The following is a 16,808-nucleotide window of genomic DNA, read 5'->3' as shown; positions in this document are numbered from 1 at the left end:
TCAGGGGCATGGGTCATGGGTCATGGGTCATGGGTCATACCTGGGTATCGCGAGAAGCCCGGTTCCTACCCGGGTATGAGGTGCAGGTCAGCTCCGCGGTACGACGGCGCACGGCGTGCGTCATGTCTACGCTGATCAGGCCATGAGCAGCTCATCGACACCACCGGACCAGGATCCCCGCACACCGGCCGCCGAGCCGGACAGGCGTGGGGTCACCCTTCAGCGTGCGGCCGCGGGCGTCCGCGAAGGGCTCGGCAGGGCAGGGACCTTCCTCTCGACGCCCGCGGGGCGGACCGAGCCTCTCCTCGCCCGTGCACCCAAGCGCTGGATGCGGCTGATGCCCATCATCGCCGCGCTGGGCTTCGTCGCGACACTCATCCCTGTCACCACCCAGGTGCTGACGAACGACTACGGGGTGAACGGCGGTCTGGCGGGCGCCTTGGGCGTCGCCCAGGCCGCACCGCTGCTGCTGGCGGTCAGCCGTCCGTTGGCCGCCTGGTGCATCCTGATCGTCGCGGATGTCATCGGGGCGATCGTGACGCTGTCCATGGGCCACGACCGGCCCGCCCCCTGGACAGCCATGATCATCGTGGGTTACGTGGTCGTGTGCCTCCTGCTGTCCTTGCGCGAGAGCCGCCGCACGCTCCTGGGCATCTGGCTCGTCACGGTCGTCGTGAGCCTCGTCCTCGGTGCGTTCCGCGACGACGGCGGCCAGGACACCAGCGTGCTGCTGATCGTGCTGAGCGGTGTCGCGCTGCTGCTCGGCGCCTTGCTCCGTGAGCGTGGCGACGCACAGCGCAGACTCATCGAGCAGGAGACCATCAGCGAGGCCGAGCGCGCCCAGCGCACCCTCCTTGAAGAACGGGCCCGCATCGCCCGGGAGTTGCACGATGTCGTTGCCCACCACATGTCGGTGATCACGGTGCAGGCGGACTCCGCGCCCTACCGCCTCGACGGCCTTCCGGACGCGGCACGTGAGGAGTTCGGGAGCATCGCGGCCAGCGCCCGTGAGTCCCTCACCGAGATGCGGCGGCTGCTCGCGGTGCTGCGCAGTGAGGACACACCGGGTGAGCGGTCCCCGCAGCCCGGGCTCAGCAGGCTGCCGCATCTGGTGGAAGCGACGGTGCGCGCCGGCATACCGATCGATCTGTCCCGCCCCGAACTGTCCGTGCTCACACAGCTGGCCGACGTCACACCGGCCGTCGACCTTTCCGCGTACCGCATCGTCCAGGAAGCCCTGTCGAACGTGATGCGGCACGCGCCGGGAGCGCACACCACCATCACCGTGACCCTGGACGAAGAGCATCTGCTGATTCTCGTGGTCAACGGCCCACCCACCGAGACACCCGACTCGTTGGAGCACAGCGGCACAGGTCACGGACTCGTCGGCATGCGCGAACGCGTACGGTTGGTCGGCGGCACGGTCGACGCCGGGCCGCTGCCCGACGGTGGCTTCCGTGTGGCGGCCCAACTGCCCCTCCTGAAAAAGGACTCCGGAACCGCATGACCATCCGCGTGATCATCGTCGATGACCAGAACATGGTGCGGGCCGGGTTCGCCGCACTCCTTGCGGCCCAGAGCGACATCGACGTCGTGGGCGAGGCGCCGAACGGCAAGGTCGGAGTCGACGTCAGCCGCAAAACCCATCCCGATGTCGTCCTGATGGACGTCCGGATGCCGGAGATGGACGGACTCGTCGCGGCACGCGCCCTGTTGGACCCACCGCCCGGGGTGGTGCACGTGCCGAAGGTCCTGATGCTCACCACCTTCGACGTGGACGACTATGTGTACGAGGCGCTGCGCGCCGGAGCCTCGGGCTTTCTCCTCAAGGACGCCCCGCCCGCCGATCTGATCTCGGCGGTACGCGTGGTGGCGGCGGGCGACGCGCTGCTCGCTCCGTCGGTGACGCGCCGCCTGATCACGGACTTCGCCAAGCAGCGGCCACGCAATGACCAGTCGCTGCGGCTGAACGGCCTGACCCCGCGTGAGACCGAGGTATTGGTGCTCATCGCACGCGGCCTCTCCAACCAGGAGATCGCCGAGCACCTGGTACTCGCCGAGCAGACGGTGAAGACCCACATCGGCAAGGTCCTCTCCAAGTTGGACCTGCGGGACCGCGCACAGGCCGTGATCTTCGCCTACGAGTCCGGTCTGATCACGCCCGGAGAGCAGTAGACCCCTCGCTCAATCCCTCACTCCTATACCGCGGTATGAGGTCCACATACCCCGGTATCACCTGCGAGTTGGCTCCCCAGTGTGAGGTGCCGCCGGGCACCGTCTCCCTACTTTTCCCCTCGTCACGCCGGAGCGTGCCACGAGATGGGGAGGGAGACGGGCCATGCGCCTTCGTTCTTGGAAAGCCCGCAGGAGCTGGAAGACCCGCAGCAAGCGGACGCTGATCGCCGCGGCGCTCACGACGACGATCGTGGCCGGCACGGCCGGTTGGGCCGTCGGCAACGAACAGCAGCCGCTCACGGGCCCGCCACCGGGCACGCAGGCCTGGCGCGCGGACCATACGTGGGGGGTTCGGCTGCCGGATCCGGCGACCGCCTCCCCCGCCCGAGTCGCCGCGTTCTTCGACTCGTTGAGCGAGGCGCAGCAGCACAGCCTGGCCACCCGGCACCCCTCGGTCGTCGGCAATCTGGACGGCGCCCCGACCGCCCTGCGGTTCGAGGCCAACTCCCTTTCCCTGAAAGCCGAGCGCGCCCGCGAGCGGGCCCGCCTGAGCGACCCGAGCCTCACCCTGCAGGACCACGAGCGGGCCCGCTCTCTCGTCACGCGTTACGAACAGCTCCTCGCACCCGATCGCCAGATACTCGCCTTCGATCCGCGCGGCAGAGGACAAGTGGCTGCGGTATACGGGGACTTGACGGGCGCCAAGCACGTATCCGTTGTCGTGCCGGGATCCGACATAGATCTGAGCACCTTCGACCGCTCGACCGACGAGTACGGCACACCGGCCGGGATGGCACGCTCCCTGCACGCCGCGGCGGGCAACGACACAGCCGTGGTGGCCTGGGTCGGATACACCACTCCGGTCGGCCTCGGCCCCGACGCCGCGACGGGACGGCTCGCGCAGGCCGGCGCGCCCCGACTCGCCCGGTTTGTGCAGGGCCTGACAGCCTCAGGCACCCCACGCCCCGCGGTGTTCTGCCACAGCTACGGCTCCGTGGTGTGCGGCTTGGCGGCTCCACAACTGACGGCGTCCGACCTGGTGGTGCTCGGCTCCCCCGGCATGCGTGCGGACAGCGTGGCCGATCTGCACACCTCCGCCCGCGTCTGGGCGGCCAAGGACGACAGCGACTGGATCGGTGACGTGCCGAACGTCGAGCTGTTCGGCCTCGGCCATGGCGAGGACCCGGCCGACCCCGCATTCGGCGCCCGACGGGTTCCCGCGGAGCGAGCCGAGGGCCACACCGGCTACTTCGCCCCGGGGACGGATTCCCTCAAGGCCTTCGCCTCCATCGCGGAGCCCACTGCCCACGGCACACCGGACAACGGCACCGCCCTGGCTGCGCCTGCCGCCGACGCCCGCCCGATCGGAGAGCGGCCATGAGCCTCACCCCGCTGACCACCCTGCGCAGCACGGCGTCGGCGATCGACGCCAAGACACCCGCACATCGCGACCGGGCCATAGACGGGCTGCGTGCGCTCGCCCTGCTCGCCGTGCCGACCGGACACTGGCTGCTCGGCGGATTCACCCTCGATGCGGGCGGCGCGCTACACAATGCCAGTCCCCTGGCTTCGTTCGGATTCTTCGCGCCGCTGAGCTGGGTGCTGCAGATGCTCGGCATCTTCTTCCTGGTCGGCGGCTATGCCTCCGTCCTTTCGTATCGCCGGGCGGCGGCGCGCGGCGAGTCCACGGGGCGTTGGCTTCGCGGGCGGGTGGCGCGACTCGGTCGTCCGGTCCTCGGGGTGACCGCCGTCTGGGCCGCGTTGATCCCTGTGCTGTACGCGATGGGGGTGCCGGGCACGACACTGCGCACGGGGTCCACGCTGGTGATACAGCCGCTGTGGTTCGTCGGGATCTATGCGGTGATCACCGCGCTCACCCCATGGTGTATCAGGGCGGCCGAGCGACTCGGTGCCTGGGCCGCGGCGCCGCTGCTCGGCTCGGTCGCCGTCGTCGACTTCCTGCGCTACGGCCCGTTCGGGGACACCATGCCGTCCTGGCTGAGCCTGTTGAATCTGCTGCCCGGCTGGATGTTCGCCTATCAACTGGGCGTCAGCTGGGGCGAGAAGAAGCTGAGCAGGCGCGGTGCGTGGCTGCTGCTCGTCGGAGGGACGGCCCTCTTCGCCGCACTGCTGCTCGTCCTCCACTATCCGGCGTCGATGGTCGGCGTCCCGGGTGAGGCGCGGACGAATTCGCATCCCCCGTCGCTGCTGGTCCTGGCGCTGGCCGCCGCGCAGAGCGGTGCGGCGATCCTGTTGCGCGAGCGGATCGGCAAGTTGCTGCGCAGGCCAGCCCTGTGGGCACCGGTCGTCGTGATCAACCTGTCGGCGATGACGATCCTGTGCTGGCACCAGACGGCGATGCTCGCAGCGGCCGTGCCCGGCTCGTTCCTCGGCGGCACGGTGCCCGGGTTGACGGCGGGCCCTGACACCTGGGGCTGGATAGCCGCCCGGATCGCCTGGCTTCCGGTCTTCGGGGCGCTCCTGCTGCTGATAGGCCGCTACACCCGCGGCTTCGAGGCTCCGTGGAAGCGGGCCACGTATGCGCGCCGGGCACTCACCAGCCTCCTGGCGGCGGGGTTCGCGGTCTTCGCGCTGGGGCTGGCGTGAACAGCTGGGGCTGGCGTGAACAGCGGAAGCGTGTGGGCGCCTCCCCCATGGCCCCACGCCCCCACGCCCCCCCCGCCCCACCCTGCGGAGCGAGCCGGCAGTCCTCTGCTCGTTCCTCCCTACTCGCTACTCGTTACTCGCGGCCCGCCGAAGTGAAGGTCATGTCGGCGTAGCGGTCGCCTGCGACCTGGGCGGCGATGGGGTCCAGCAGGGCCAGTTCGGAGGAGGTGAGTTCGAGGCGGGTGGCCGCGGTGTTCTCCTCGACGCGGTTGCGCTTGCGGGTGCCGGGGATGGGGACGACGGCCAGTCCGTGGGCCTGGGCCTGCTGTTGGACCCAGGCGAGGGCGACCTGGCCCAGGCTCGCTCCATGGGCTTCGGCGACAGTACGGACGGGCTCGAGGAGGGCGGCGTTGGCGGCGGCGTTGTCGCCGGTGAAGCGGGGCTGCTGGCGTCGGAAGTCGCCCTCGCCGAGCTCCTTGTCGGCGCTGACGAACGAGCCGGTGAGGAAGCCGCGGCCGAGCGGGGAGTAGGGGACGAGGGCGACACCGAGTTCGGCGGCGGCGGGGACCACGCCCTGCTCGATGTCACGGCTGAAGAGCGACCACTCCGACTGGAGGGCGGCGATGGGGTGGACGGCTTGGGCGGCGCGGAGTTCGGGGCCGGTGACCTCGCTGAGGCCGAGGTGCTTGACCTTGCCCGCGGCGACCAGCTCGGCCATCACGCCGACGGTTTCCTCGATCGGCACCCCCGGGCTGCGGCGGTGCATGTAGTAGAGGTCGATGACGTCCACGCCGAGGCGTTGGAGGCTGGCGTCGATGCAGGCGCGGATGTACGCGGGGTCGTTGTTGATGATCCGCTTGGTCGAGTCGTTCGGGTCGACGGCCAGGGCGAACTTGGTGGCGAGCACGACCTCGTCACGGTGTGCCTTGAGGAAGGGAGAGAGGAACTTCTCGTTCTCACCGGCGGCGTAGGCGTCGGCGGTGTCGTAGAAGGTGACGCCCAGTTCGAGGGCTCGCTCCAGGGTCGCCCGGGCCTCATCGGCGTCGGTGGGGCCGTAGGCGAAGCTCATGCCCATGCAGCCGAGTCCCTGGACGCCGACCTCCGGGCCGTCCGTCCCGAGCTGCACCTTCGCGATCGGGGCAGGGGTCGTACCGGCTGTGCCCGCGGTGCCCGCTGTGCCGGTCGTCGCAGCCGGCTCGGGGGTCTGGGGGGTCTTCGGCGTCTCTGCGGTCATCGGTTTCAGAGCCTCTCCGACGCCGGGCGGGCGTCAGCGTAAAAGTTGATCTTGTAGTCGAGCACGGCGAGCGTGTCCTGGAGCTCCGATATGCGGGTGCGGACGTCGCGGCGGGTCTGTTCAAGGAGTTCGTGGCGCTCGGTGAAGGTGTGATCGCCCTCGCGCACCAGCTCGGCGTAGCGGACCATGTCCGCCACCGGCATGCCGGTCAGGCGGAGCTTGCCGACGAAGGTGAGCCAGTCCAGATCGCGGTTGCGGTAGCGGCGCTGGCCCGTGTGGGAGCGGTCGATGTGGGGCATCAGGCCGATCCGCTCGTACCAGCGCAGGGTGTGTGCGGTCAGGCCGATGAAGGCGACGACCTCGCTGATCGTGTAGTGGTCCTGCCCGCTCGGGCGGGGGTGCGCGGTGGGTGCCGAGGCGCAGGCATCCGCCTTGGTGTCGGCACTGTCGGCACTGTCGGCACTGTCGGTGCTGTCGGTGCTGTCGACGCTCTCGGCAACGCCAGGGGTACTCGCGGTACCGGCGACACCGGCGGGCGCTGCGGTTGCGGCCTGTGAGGGGGCCTGTGTGCGGGCGGTCTCGGTCTCCATCACCGTCATGACCACCACGCTAGAACCTTGGAGTGCGCTCTAAGCAAGCAGAACCGGGAGGAAATCCGGGAGGAAGTATGTGACGGAAGCAAACCCTGGGAAAATCGGAGGACGCTGCTTCGTGTGGTGACTACGGTGCCGATCATGAGTGTTGTGCGTCGTGCCACGCCAGACGATGTCGAGGAACTGATCAGGCTGCGGCAGGTGATGATCGACTCGGTGTTCGCCACCGGCTCGGCGGCCGCCACGGAGTCCGACACCAGCTGGCATGCCGAGTCCCTTCAGGTCCTGCGGGACAAACTGGCCGATCCGGAGGGTGATTTCGCCGCCTTCGTCGTCGACCGGCCCGGTCGGCCCGGGAAGCTCGCGGCGCTGGTGGTGGGGACGCTGGAGTACCGCATCGGGCGGGCGGGCAATCCGCGGGGCGCCACGGGGTGCGTGTTCAGCGTCGCCACCGATCCGGATCAGCGGCGGCGGGGGTATGCGCGGGCCTGTATGGAGGTACTCCTTGACTGGTTCCGGGAGCGTGGTGCGGGGAGCGTCGATCTCAATGCGTCGGCGGAGGCGGAGCCGTTGTACGCCTCGCTCGGCTTCGTCCGCAAGCCCGACCCCTCGATGCGGTTGAGCCTGTAGGGCGCTTAGGCTCGTACGTATGCAGAGCCTGGCGTTGATCGAGAACTGGCCGGTCCCCACCGCTGCCGCCGCCGTCGTCCGCGCGGACGGCACGGTCGTCGGGACGCACGGACCCACCGCGCACCGTTTCGCGCTCGCTTCGGTGACCAAGCCGCTGGCGGCGTACGCGGTGCTCGTGGCGTACGAAGAGGGGGCCGTCGAGCTCGATGAGCCCGCCGGGCCCGAGGGGTCGACCGTGCGGCACCTCCTTGCGCACACCAGCGGCCTTGCGTTCGACGAGCACCGGGTGACGGCACCTGCCGGGACGCGGCGGCTGTACTCGAACGCGGGGTTCGAGGTGCTCGGGGATCATGTCGCCAAGGCGACGGACATTCCCTTCGGGGAGTATCTGCGGCAGGCCGTGCTCGAGCCGTTGGGGATGGGGGCCACCTCGCTCGACGGGGGCGCTTCGCCCGCCAAGGACGGGGTCTCCACGGTCGATGACCTGGTGAAGTTCGCCGCCGAGGTGCAGGCGCCACGGTTGCTCGATCCGCGGACGGTGGCGGAGGCGATGTCCGTGGTGCATCCGGGGCTCAAGGGTGTGCTTCCCGGGTACGGGCATCAGAGTCCCAACGACTGGGGTCTCGGGTTCGAGATTCGGGACTCCAAGTCGCCGCACTGGACGGGGAGTTCGTCGTCGCCTCGGACGTTCGGGCACTTCGGGCAGGCCGGGACGTTCCTCTGGGTCGATCCCGACGCGGGGGCGGCGTGTGTCGCTCTGGCGGATCGGGCGTTCGGGCCGTGGGCCGTCGAGGCGTGGCCTCCGTTCACGGACGCGGTGCTCGCCGAGCTCTGAGGCGGCGTTCTCGGTGGCCTCGCGGGCCCCGGCCTCGCGTCGCACCCCGCAGCACGGATACCGCAAGGAGCATCTCCGCAGCCCGGCGGTGGCGGGGTGCCGCCGCTGTGCCCACCCGTGCCGCCCCAGCGGCACGACTGCCCACAGCGGGGTGCCGCTTCCCTCAGCCCTCCGCCATCTCCCACACCAGCATCTCCGCCGCGCCCTCCTCCGTGGCCACCGCCTCCAGGCCCTCCGCAGCCGTGATCCGGGCCGCGTCCCCCGCGGCCAACTGCTCGCCGCCCAGGCGCACTTCACCACGTACCACGTGGACGTACGCGAAGGGTGCGTCCGGGATCGCGGTGCGCTCGCCCGCGCCGAGGCGGCGGACGTGCAGGAGCGCGCCCGCCGCGGGGACCGCGTACGGAGTCGAGTCCGCGATGCCGTGGACCACCTCGTAGGACGGTTCTCCGCCGGGCTTCAGGGGGGACAGCCACATCTGGACGAAGACCAAGGGGGCATCGCCGTCGTTGCGTTCCACATGGCGGACACCGCCGGCCGCGCTCAGGTGCTGGACGTCCCCGGGGCCCACGACCGAAGCGTGCCCGGCCGAGTCGCGGTGGGTCAGCTCGCCCTGCGCCACCCAGGTCACGATCTCGGTGTGGCTGTGCGGGTGTTCGTCGAAGCCCGCGCCGGGTGCGAGACGCTCTTCGTTGCAGGCCAGGACCGCGCCGAAGCGGAGGTTGTCCGGGTCGTAGTGCGGCCCGAAGGAGAAGGCGTGGAAGGTCTCGATACCGGCACCGGGCTCCCCGCCGCGGTACCGATCGCCGGAGCGCCGTACATCAATCACACACCCCACGTTAGACCCGGCACCGCACGCCCCCGTCCCGATAAGGCAGTCTTGTCCCCGTGCCCGAACCCTCTGCGAACGAAGCCCGCCCGGACGCCCATCAGGCAGCCCACGAGGAAGCCGCGCGCCACGAGGAGGCCGCCCGTCAGGACGCGCACCGGAAGGCCCACGCGCACTCAGCCACGCTGAAGCGCCTGGAGCAGTCGGCCGGCAGCCTCGCGGCGCAGGCCATCGCGCGCATGGACGAGACGCTGTCCTGGTACCGGGCGATGCCTCCGGAGAACCGCTCCTGGATCGGCCTGGTGGCGCAGGCCGGCATCGCCGCCTTCACCGAGTGGTTCCGCCATCCCGACGCTCCCCAGGCCATCTCCACCGACGTCTTCGGCACCGCCCCGCGCGAGCTGACCAGGGCGATCACCCTGCGCCAGACCGTCGAGATGGTGCGTACGACGATCGAGGTGATGGAGTCCGCGGTCGACGAGATCGCGGCCCCCGGAGACGAGTCCATCCTCCGCGAGGCGCTCCTCGTGTACGCCCGCGAGATCGCCTTCGCCACCGCGCAGGTCTACGCGCAGGCCGCCGAGGCACGCGGTGCCTGGGACGCCCGTCTGGAATCGCTCGTCGTGAACGCCGTGCTCTCCGGGGAGGCCGACGAAGGCGCGGTGAGCCGGGCCGCCGCGCTCGGCTGGAACTCCCCCGAGCACGTCTGTGTCGTCCTGGGCACCGCGCCCGACGGCGACAGCGAGCTCACCGTCGAAGCCATCCGCCGCGCCGCCCGGCACGCCAAGCTCCAGGTCCTGACCGGGGTGCTCGGCGACCGCCTGGTCGTCATCGCGGGCGGCAGCGACAATCCGCTGCAGGTCGCGAAGGGTCTGATCGGTCCGTACGCGGCCGGTCCCGTCGTCGCCGGACCCATCGTCCCCGACCTGCTCGCCGCCACCCGGTCCGCGCAGGCCGCGGCCGCCGGACTCAAGGCGTGCGCCGCCTGGCAGGACGCTCCGCGTCCCGTCCTCGCGGACGATCTCCTGCCGGAGCGCGCGATCGCGAGCGATCCGGCCGCGCGCGACCAGTTGGTGGAGGAGATCTACAGACCACTGGAGGAAGCGGGCTCCGCGCTCCTGGAGACTCTCAGCGTCTATCTGGAACAGGCCAGCAGCCTCGAAGGCGCCGCCCGGATGCTCTTCGTGCACCCCAACACCGTGCGCTACCGGCTGCGACGTGTGACTGACGTCACCGGCTGGTCGCCATCGGACGTACGCTCCGCATTCACGCTGCGGATCGCGCTGATCCTGGGGCGTCTGGCCGACGGGGATCTCCAACCGTAGGATTTTGTCGAGCCCCTACAATTCCCCCAGCGGTTCTTCGTCCCTGTCCCCACGGGCGGCTTGCACCGTCCACAAGAGAGAGTGTGAGAGTGCTCGTACTCGTCGCTCCCGGCCAAGGCGCTCAGACGCCCGGCTTCCTGACTCCCTGGCTCGAACTCCCCGGCGCGGCCGACCGCCTCGGGGCGTGGTCGGACGCCATCGGCCTCGACCTCGCCCACTACGGCACGCAGGCCGACGCGGACGAGATCCGCGACACCGCCGTGGCCCAGCCGCTCCTTGTGGCCGCCGGTCTGCTCTCCGCCGCGGCACTCGGTGACGCCCTGGCAGCGAACAAGCCCGGCGCGGTCGCGGGACACAGCGTCGGCGAGATCACCGCGGCCGTGTATGCCGGTGTGCTCAGCGACGACGCCGCGCTCCGCCTCGTCCGCACCCGGGGTCTGGCCATGGCCGACGCCGCGGCGATCACGGAGACCGGCATGGCGGCGCTGCTCGGCGGCGACCCCGAGATCACCGTCCCGCACCTGGAGAAGCTCGGCCTGACGCCGGCGAACGTGAACGGCGCGGGGCAGATCGTCGCCGCGGGCACCGCGGAGCAGATCGCGGCGCTCGCCGAGGACAAGCCCGAAGGCGTCCGCCGCGTCGTACCGTTGAAGGTGGCCGGCGCGTTCCACACGCACCACATGGCTCCCGCGGTCGCCACGCTCGAAGAGGCCGCCAAGGCCCTCGACCCGGCCGACCCGGAGCTGACGTACGTCTCGAACCGCGACGGCCAGGCCCTGACGACCGGCTCGGACGTCCTGTCCCGCCTGGTCGGCCAGGTGGCCAACCCGGTGCGCTGGGACCTGTGCATGGAGACGTTCAAGGAACTGGGCGCCACGGCGATGATCGAGCTGTGCCCCGGTGGCACGCTGACCGGTCTCGCCAAGCGCGCTCTGCCCGGCGTCCGGACGGTGGCCCTCAAGACACCCGACGATCTCGAAGCCGCATCTGAGCTCATCGCCGACACCGCATCCGCCGCCGACGCGGCGGGTGCCTGAGAAGGAGCCAGGAGAGCATGTCGAAGATCAAGCCCAGTAAGGGCGCCCCGTACGCGCGCATCATGGGTGTCGGCGGCTACCGCCCGACCCGTGTCGTGCCCAACGAGGTGATCCTCGAGACGATCGACTCGTCCGACGAGTGGATCCGCTCCCGCTCCGGCATCGCGACCCGCCACTGGGCCTCCGACGAGGAGACCGTGGCCGCGATGTCCGTCGAGGCGTCCGGCAAGGCGATCGCCGACGCGGGCATCACTCCGGAGCAGATCGGCGCGGTCGTCGTGTCGACCGTCTCGCACTTCAAGCAGACCCCCGCCATCGCGACCGAGATCGCGGACAAGATCGGCGCGGGCAAGCCCGCCGCGTTCGACATCTCCGCCGGCTGCGCGGGGTTCGGCTACGGCCTGACCCTCGCCAAGGGCATGATCGTCGACGGTTCCGCGGAGTACGTCCTGGTCATCGGCGTCGAGCGGCTGAGCGACCTCACCGACCTGGAGGACCGCGCGACGGCCTTCCTGTTCGGCGACGGCGCGGGCGCCGTGATCGTCGGCCCGTCCAAGGAGCCGCACATCGGCCCCACCGTCTGGGGCAGCGAGGGCGACAAGTCCGAGACCATCAAGCAGACCGTGGCGTGGAACGAGTTCCACGTCGGCGATGTCTCGAAGCTGCCGCTCGACAGCGAGGGCAACATCAAGTTCCCTGCGATCACGCAGGAGGGCCAGGCGGTCTTCCGCTGGGCCGTGTTCGAGATGGCAAAGGTCGCCCAGCAGGCGCTGGACGCGGCCGGGATCACCGCGGACGACCTGGATGTCTTCATTCCGCATCAGGCCAACGAGCGGATCATCGACTCGATGGTGAAGACTCTGAAACTGCCGGAACACGTCACGGTCGCCCGTGATGTGCGCACCACCGGCAACACGTCGGCAGCCTCGATTCCGCTCGCGATGGAGCGGCTTCTGGCCACCGGCGAGGCGAAGAGCGGCGACACCGCGCTCGTCATCGGCTTCGGGGCGGGTCTCGTGTACGCCGCCACGGTCGTTACCCTCCCCTAGGCATCACGTCCGGATCATCCGATCCGTACGGCATCAACCAACCTGCCGCTGCCGCGGCGGGCGCCACACCCTCTGGATACATAGAAGGAGCGCCAACATGGCCGCCACTCAGGAAGAGATCGTCGCCGGTCTCGCCGAGATCGTGAACGAGATCGCCGGCATCCCGGTCGAGGACGTCCAGCTGGACAAGTCCTTCACCGACGACCTGGACGTCGACTCGCTGTCCATGGTCGAGGTCGTCGTCGCCGCCGAAGAGCGCTTCGACGTCAAGATCCCGGACGACGACGTCAAGAACCTCAAGACGGTCGGCGACGCGACCAGCTACATCCTCAAGCACCAGGCCGCCTGACCAGGCTGCTCTGCTGTCGCCACCCGGCGGTGGCGCCGCTGATCCCCTCAACACCGTGGAGAAATTTCCTGTGAACTCGACCAATCGCACCGTGGTCGTCACCGGTATCGGCGCAACCACACCGCTGGGTGGCGACGCAGCCTCGACCTGGGAAGGCCTGCTCGCGGGCCGTTCCGGTGTCAGTCTTCTCGAACAGGACTGGGCGGCCGAGCTTCCGGTCCGCATCGCGGGCCAGATCGCGGTCGAGCCCGGCGAGGTCATTCCGCGTCCGCAGGCCCGCAAGCTGGACCGTTCGGCGCAGTTCGCGCTGATCGCGGCCAAGGAGGCCTGGGCCGACGCGGGGTACACCGCGAAGGCGGGCGAGGACACATCCGTCGACCCCGACCGCCTCGGCGCGGTCATCGCCTCCGGCATCGGCGGCGTGACCACCCTGCTCGACCAGTACGACGTGCTCAAGGAGAAGGGCGTACGCCGCGTCTCCCCGCACACCGTGCCGATGCTGATGCCCAACTCCCCGGCGGCCAACGTCGGCATCGAGCTGGGCGCCCACGCGGGCGTGCACACCCCCGTCTCGGCGTGCGCCTCGGGCGCCGAGGCCATCGGCTACGCGATCGAGATGATCCGCACCGGCCGCGCCGACGTCGTCGTCGCGGGTGGCACGGAGGCGGCGATCCACCCGCTGCCGATCGTCGCGTTCGGCAACATGATGGCGATGTCCAAGAACAACGACGACCCGCAGGGCGCCTCGCGCCCCTACGACGTCGACCGCAACGGCTTCGTGCTCGGCGAGGGCGCAGGCGTGATCGTCCTCGAGTCCGAGGAGCACGCCAAGGCCCGCGGCGCGAAGATCTACGCGGAGGCCGTCGGCCAGGGCATCTCGGCCGACGCCCACCACATCACGCAGCCCGAGCCGTCCGGCAACGGCATCGCGGCGGCGCTGCAGAACCTCATCGACACGACGGACCTCAAGCCCGCCGAGATCGTGCACGTGAACGCGCACGCGACCTCGACGCCGCAGGGTGACGTCGCCGAGATCAAGGCGCTGCGCAAGGCGTTCGGCCACGATGTCGACCACATGGCGATCTCCAGCACGAAGTCGATGACCGGTCACCTGCTCGGTGGCGCGGGCGGCGTGGAGACCGTGGCCACGGTCCTCGCGCTGAAGAACCGCATCGCCCCGCCGACGATCAACATCGAGAACCTCGACCCCGAGGTCGACGCGGACGTCATCCGCGACGAGGCCCGCGCACTGCCCGAAGGCAGGATCGCGGCGCTGAACGACTCGTTCGGCTTCGGCGGCCACAACGTGGTGCTCGCGTTCCGGACCGTCTGAACCGGCCGCAGGCAACCGAACCGCAGGTAACCGAAGGGGCCCCCACCGTCTGGTGGGGGCCCCTTCGCGTACGCATCACACGACTTGGTGCAACCACCGCACCGGAGCGCCCTCACCCGCGTACCGGAAGGGCTCCAGCTCGTCGTCCCAGGGCTTGCCGAGCAGCTTGGCGAGCTCGGCCTCCAGGTTGCTCTCGCCGCCCTTGGAGCGGGCCAGGGCGGCGCGCAGGCGGTCCTCCGGGATCAGGATGTCGCCGTGGATTCCGGTGACCGCGTGGAAGATGCCGAGCTCGGGTGTGGCGCTGTACCGCTCGCCCTCGGCCGTGGGGCACGGCTCCGACGTGACCTCGAAGCGCAGCAGCTGCCAGCCGCGCAGGGCGGAGGCGAGCTTGGACGCCGTGCCCACAGAACCGCGCCAGGAGAACTCGGATCTCCAGCTGCCGGGCGCCGCGGGCTGTCTGATCCAGTCGAGGTTGACGCGCGCGCCGAGTACGCCCGCGACTGCCCATTCGACGTGCGGACACAGCGCGCGCGGTGCGGAGTGCACGTACAGAACTCCACGTGTCGTCACCGGGACCTCCAGTGTGGGTCGAGGTTCGCCTTCCCCAGCGGCCTCGCGCCCGTGCCGAGCGTTGTGGCCCCGCATTCGGGAAACTCCCGAAAACGGGACAGATGTGACGTGATGTAATTTAGCGGAACCGAAAGCGCAGGGTGCCACTGGGTGGCGAGGCTACCGTGCGGCGGAACAAGGAGTGTGACGTACCGTCGGTCCCAAGGCCAGGAATCACCCACCATTCACTCGCAGGGGCGCCGAAACGGCGCGGTCGGCCTAGGACGGGCTACGACAACAGAGGGGACCTGGGGATGCGGAACCGAAGGCACCGCCCGCGTGCCGCCGTCGCCATCGCGACGGCGGTTCTTCTCGGCGCCACCGCGCTCACCGCGTGCGACGCCTCCGGCGGCGACTCCCCCGCACCCAAGGGACCATCGGCGCACGACAAACCGTCCCCCAAGCCCACCCCGACCTGGGACACGGATCCGAACTCCCTGGCGGCCGTCGGCGACTCGATCACCCGCGGCTTCGACGCCTGCTCGGTCCTTGCCGACTGCCCCGAGGCGTCCTGGGCGACCGGCACGGACTCCGAGGTGCGCAGCCTCGCCACGCGCCTGCTCGGCAAGGAGCGGGCCGCCACGCACAGCTGGAACTACGCCAAGACCGGCGCCCGCATGACGGATCTCCCCGGGCAGGTCGAGCAGGCCGCTCTCAAGCGCCCCGAGCTGATCACGGTGATGGCGGGCGCGAACGACGCCTGCCGCCCCTCGGCGGATTCCATGACCCCGGTCGCCGAGTTCCGCGCCGACTTCGAGGAGGCGATGCGCACGCTGCGGCGCGAGCTTCCCAAGACCCAGGTGTACGTCACCTCCGTGCCGGACCTGAAGCGACTCTGGTCCCAGGGGCGCACCAACGCCCTTGGCAAGCAGATCTGGAAGCTGGGCATCTGCGCCTCGATGCTGGCGGACCCGGACGACCTGGACGCCTCGGCGACGCAGCGGCGGGCCACGGTGCAAGGCCGCGTGGTGGCGTACAACGACGTGCTCAAGGACGTGTGCGCGAAGGACCTGCGCTGCCGGTACGACGGCGGGGCGGTCTTCGACTACCGCTTCGACGGCGACCAGTTGAGCCACTGGGACTGGTTCCACCCCAGCAAGAACGGCCAGTCGCGGCTCGCGGAGCTGGCCTACCGGCAGGTGAAGGCCAAGGACCCCGGGGCCTGAGGTCCCGGCGGCCCGGCGGCCCGGCGTAGGGTCGCGATCATGCGCAGTGAACTCTTCGGGACGCTCCCCGACGGCACGCCCGTCCATCGCTGGACCCTGGAAAGGGGCGGGGTGCGCGTACGCGTCCTGACGTACGGCGGGATCATCCAGTCGGCGGAAGTTCCTGACCGGTCGGGGCGGCGCGAGCCTGTGGCCCTCGGCTTCGACGACCTCCAGAGCTACCTCGATCATCCCGGTCCGTACTTCGGGGCGCTGGTGGGCCGGTACGCGAACCGCATCGCGGGCGGTGAGTTCACGCTCGACGGCCGGACCCACCGCCTGGAGCGGAACAACGAGCCGAACGCGCTGCACGGCGGCGTCTCCGGTTTCGACAAGCGGGTGTGGGACGCGGCGGAGGTCGAGCACGGGGTGCGGCTGTCCCGGGTGAGCCCGGACGGCGAGGAGGGGTACCCCGGGCGGCTCGCGGTGTCGGCGACGTACACGCTGGACGAGGCGGGCGCGCTGCGGATCGCGTACGAGGCGACGACCGACGCTCCGACGGTCGTGAACCTCACCAACCACACGTACTGGAACCTCGCCGGGGCCGGGAGCGGCAGCGCGGGCGGGCACGAGCTGCGGATCGACGCGGAGCGTCTCACGCCGACGGACGGGGCGCAGATTCCCACGGGGGCGTACGAGGAGGTCGCCGGGACGCGTTTCGACTTCCGGACGGCGCGGAAGGTCGGGGCCGGGATCGACCACAACTACGTGCTGGACAAGGGCGCCACCGCGCGGCCGGCCGAGGTGGCGGAGCTGAGCGACCCGGCGTCCGGGCGCGTGCTGACCGTCGCCACGACGGAGCCCGGCCTCCAGCTGTACACGGCGGACCACTTCGAGGAGCCGCTGCCGTTCGGGCCGGGTGACGGGATCGCCCTGGAGACACAGCACTTCCCCGACTCCCCCAACCGGCCGGAGTTTCCGGGGACGGTGCTGCGGCCGGGTGGGGTGTACGCGTCGGAGACGGTGTACGGCTTCTCGGTTCGCTGAGCGCCGAGCGC

At 70.3% G+C, this 16,808-nt stretch carries 17 protein-coding genes; 13 read left to right on the top strand and 4 right to left on the bottom strand.

Features of this window, described 5'->3' with window-relative positions; genetic code table 11:
- The first annotated feature begins 142 nt into the window (after positions 1–142).
- From M4V62_RS28945 to M4V62_RS28930, 4 genes are all read left to right on the top strand, one after another.
- Positions 143–1,507, top strand: coding sequence for a sensor histidine kinase (locus M4V62_RS28945; RefSeq protein WP_249590127.1), 1,365 nt, complete (start codon positions 143–145; stop codon positions 1,505–1,507).
- On the top strand, positions 1,504–2,175 hold the full coding sequence (locus M4V62_RS28940; RefSeq protein ID WP_249590126.1) for a response regulator: 672 nt from the start codon (positions 1,504–1,506) through the stop codon (positions 2,173–2,175). The genes M4V62_RS28945 and M4V62_RS28940 overlap by 4 nt, the downstream gene beginning before the upstream one ends.
- A gap of 163 nt (positions 2,176–2,338) precedes the next feature.
- Positions 2,339–3,556 carry an alpha/beta hydrolase gene (locus M4V62_RS28935; RefSeq protein WP_249590125.1) on the top strand — a complete coding sequence of 406 codons (1,218 nt, stop codon included), beginning with the start codon at positions 2,339–2,341 and terminating at the stop codon, positions 3,554–3,556.
- A complete protein-coding gene (locus M4V62_RS28930) occupies positions 3,553–4,782 on the top strand; it encodes an acyltransferase family protein (protein ID WP_249590124.1) in 1,230 nt (409 codons plus the stop codon). The genes M4V62_RS28935 and M4V62_RS28930 overlap by 4 nt, the downstream gene beginning before the upstream one ends.
- Positions 4,783–4,915: 133 nt before the next feature.
- Here M4V62_RS28930 and M4V62_RS28925 read toward each other — a convergent pair whose 3' ends face one another.
- Both M4V62_RS28925 and M4V62_RS28920 read right to left on the bottom strand, forming a co-directional pair.
- Positions 4,916–5,857, bottom strand: coding sequence for an aldo/keto reductase (locus tag M4V62_RS28925; protein ID WP_249593053.1), 942 nt, complete (start codon positions 5,855–5,857; stop codon positions 4,916–4,918).
- Positions 5,858–6,021: 164 nt separating this feature from the next.
- Positions 6,022–6,615: a MerR family transcriptional regulator gene (locus M4V62_RS28920; RefSeq protein ID WP_249590123.1), complete on the bottom strand. Its 594-nt coding sequence runs from the start codon at positions 6,613–6,615 to the stop codon at positions 6,022–6,024.
- Between the two features lie 135 nt (positions 6,616–6,750).
- On the opposite strand from M4V62_RS28920, the gene M4V62_RS28915 reads away from it, so the two are divergent.
- Together M4V62_RS28915 and M4V62_RS28910 are read left to right on the top strand one after the other, a co-directional pair.
- On the top strand, positions 6,751–7,239 hold the full coding sequence (locus M4V62_RS28915) for a GNAT family N-acetyltransferase (RefSeq protein ID WP_249590122.1): 489 nt from the start codon (positions 6,751–6,753) through the stop codon (positions 7,237–7,239).
- A 19-nt stretch (positions 7,240–7,258) separates the two neighbouring features.
- Positions 7,259–8,074, top strand: a complete 816-nt coding sequence (locus M4V62_RS28910) for a serine hydrolase domain-containing protein (protein ID WP_249590121.1) — start codon at positions 7,259–7,261, stop codon at positions 8,072–8,074.
- 163 nt (positions 8,075–8,237) lie between these two features.
- Here the strand turns inward: M4V62_RS28910 and M4V62_RS28905 are convergent, their stop codons facing one another.
- Positions 8,238–8,903 (bottom strand): pirin family protein, encoded by a 666-nt coding sequence (locus tag M4V62_RS28905; RefSeq protein ID WP_249590120.1) that lies wholly within the window; start codon positions 8,901–8,903, stop codon positions 8,238–8,240.
- A gap of 185 nt (positions 8,904–9,088) precedes the next feature.
- Here M4V62_RS28905 and fasR point away from each other — a divergent pair, with 185 nt between their 5' ends.
- From fasR to fabF, 5 genes are all read left to right on the top strand, one after another.
- The gene (gene fasR / locus M4V62_RS28900; protein ID WP_249593052.1) at positions 9,089–10,228 is read left to right on the top strand and encodes a fatty acid biosynthesis transcriptional regulator FasR; all 1,140 of its coding nucleotides are present in this window, start codon (positions 9,089–9,091) and stop codon (positions 10,226–10,228) included.
- A gap of 89 nt (positions 10,229–10,317) precedes the next feature.
- A complete protein-coding gene (locus tag M4V62_RS28895; protein ID WP_249590119.1) occupies positions 10,318–11,265 on the top strand; it encodes an ACP S-malonyltransferase in 948 nt (315 codons plus the stop codon).
- Positions 11,266–11,282: 17 nt separating this feature from the next.
- Positions 11,283–12,314 carry a ketoacyl-ACP synthase III gene (locus M4V62_RS28890; RefSeq protein ID WP_249590118.1) on the top strand — a complete coding sequence of 344 codons (1,032 nt, stop codon included), beginning with the start codon at positions 11,283–11,285 and terminating at the stop codon, positions 12,312–12,314.
- Positions 12,315–12,411: 97 nt separating this feature from the next.
- Positions 12,412–12,663 (top strand): acyl carrier protein, encoded by a 252-nt coding sequence (locus tag M4V62_RS28885; protein WP_249590117.1) that lies wholly within the window; start codon positions 12,412–12,414, stop codon positions 12,661–12,663.
- 70 nt (positions 12,664–12,733) lie between these two features.
- On the top strand, positions 12,734–13,996 hold the full coding sequence (gene fabF, locus M4V62_RS28880) for a beta-ketoacyl-ACP synthase II (RefSeq protein WP_249590116.1): 1,263 nt from the start codon (positions 12,734–12,736) through the stop codon (positions 13,994–13,996).
- Positions 13,997–14,071: 75 nt separating this feature from the next.
- Here the strand turns inward: fabF and M4V62_RS28875 are convergent, their stop codons facing one another.
- Positions 14,072–14,566: a DUF3145 domain-containing protein gene (locus M4V62_RS28875; RefSeq protein WP_249590115.1), complete on the bottom strand. Its 495-nt coding sequence runs from the start codon at positions 14,564–14,566 to the stop codon at positions 14,072–14,074.
- A gap of 293 nt (positions 14,567–14,859) precedes the next feature.
- On the opposite strand from M4V62_RS28875, the gene M4V62_RS28870 reads away from it, so the two are divergent.
- Positions 14,860–15,771 (top strand): SGNH/GDSL hydrolase family protein, encoded by a 912-nt coding sequence (locus M4V62_RS28870; protein WP_249590114.1) that lies wholly within the window; start codon positions 14,860–14,862, stop codon positions 15,769–15,771.
- A 39-nt stretch (positions 15,772–15,810) separates the two neighbouring features.
- Positions 15,811–16,797, top strand: coding sequence for an aldose epimerase family protein (locus tag M4V62_RS28865; protein WP_249590113.1), 987 nt, complete (start codon positions 15,811–15,813; stop codon positions 16,795–16,797).
- Positions 16,798–16,808 lie beyond the last annotated feature (11 nt).

Origin of the sequence: Streptomyces durmitorensis, assembly GCF_023498005.1 — a bacterium.
GTDB classification, from domain to species: Bacteria; Actinomycetota; Actinomycetes; order Streptomycetales; family Streptomycetaceae; genus Streptomyces; species Streptomyces durmitorensis.
The sequence above is the reverse complement of the archived record's forward strand: the minus strand, read 5'-3'. Positions and strand labels throughout refer to the sequence as shown.

Excerpts from the sequence above, each read along its gene's own strand:
- M4V62_RS28885 (WP_249590117.1), top strand. The coding sequence starts at position 12,412 with ATGGCCGCCACTCAGGAAGAGATCGTCGCCGGTCTCGCCGAGATCGTG.
- M4V62_RS28935 (WP_249590125.1), top strand. The coding sequence starts at position 2,339 with ATGCGCCTTCGTTCTTGGAAAGCCCGCAGGAGCTGGAAGACCCGCAGC.
- M4V62_RS28865 (WP_249590113.1), top strand. The coding sequence starts at position 15,811 with ATGCGCAGTGAACTCTTCGGGACGCTCCCCGACGGCACGCCCGTCCAT.
- M4V62_RS28945 (WP_249590127.1), top strand. The coding sequence starts at position 143 with ATGAGCAGCTCATCGACACCACCGGACCAGGATCCCCGCACACCGGCC.
- M4V62_RS28930 (WP_249590124.1), top strand. The coding sequence starts at position 3,553 with ATGAGCCTCACCCCGCTGACCACCCTGCGCAGCACGGCGTCGGCGATC.
- M4V62_RS28940 (WP_249590126.1), top strand. The coding sequence starts at position 1,504 with ATGACCATCCGCGTGATCATCGTCGATGACCAGAACATGGTGCGGGCC.
- M4V62_RS28890 (WP_249590118.1), top strand. The coding sequence starts at position 11,283 with ATGTCGAAGATCAAGCCCAGTAAGGGCGCCCCGTACGCGCGCATCATG.
- M4V62_RS28925 (WP_249593053.1), bottom strand. The coding sequence starts at position 5,857 with ATGGGCATGAGCTTCGCCTACGGCCCCACCGACGCCGATGAGGCCCGG.
- M4V62_RS28870 (WP_249590114.1), top strand. The coding sequence starts at position 14,860 with ATGCGGAACCGAAGGCACCGCCCGCGTGCCGCCGTCGCCATCGCGACG.
- M4V62_RS28915 (WP_249590122.1), top strand. The coding sequence starts at position 6,751 with ATGAGTGTTGTGCGTCGTGCCACGCCAGACGATGTCGAGGAACTGATC.
- M4V62_RS28920 (WP_249590123.1), bottom strand. The coding sequence starts at position 6,615 with ATGACGGTGATGGAGACCGAGACCGCCCGCACACAGGCCCCCTCACAG.
- M4V62_RS28910 (WP_249590121.1), top strand. The coding sequence starts at position 7,259 with ATGCAGAGCCTGGCGTTGATCGAGAACTGGCCGGTCCCCACCGCTGCC.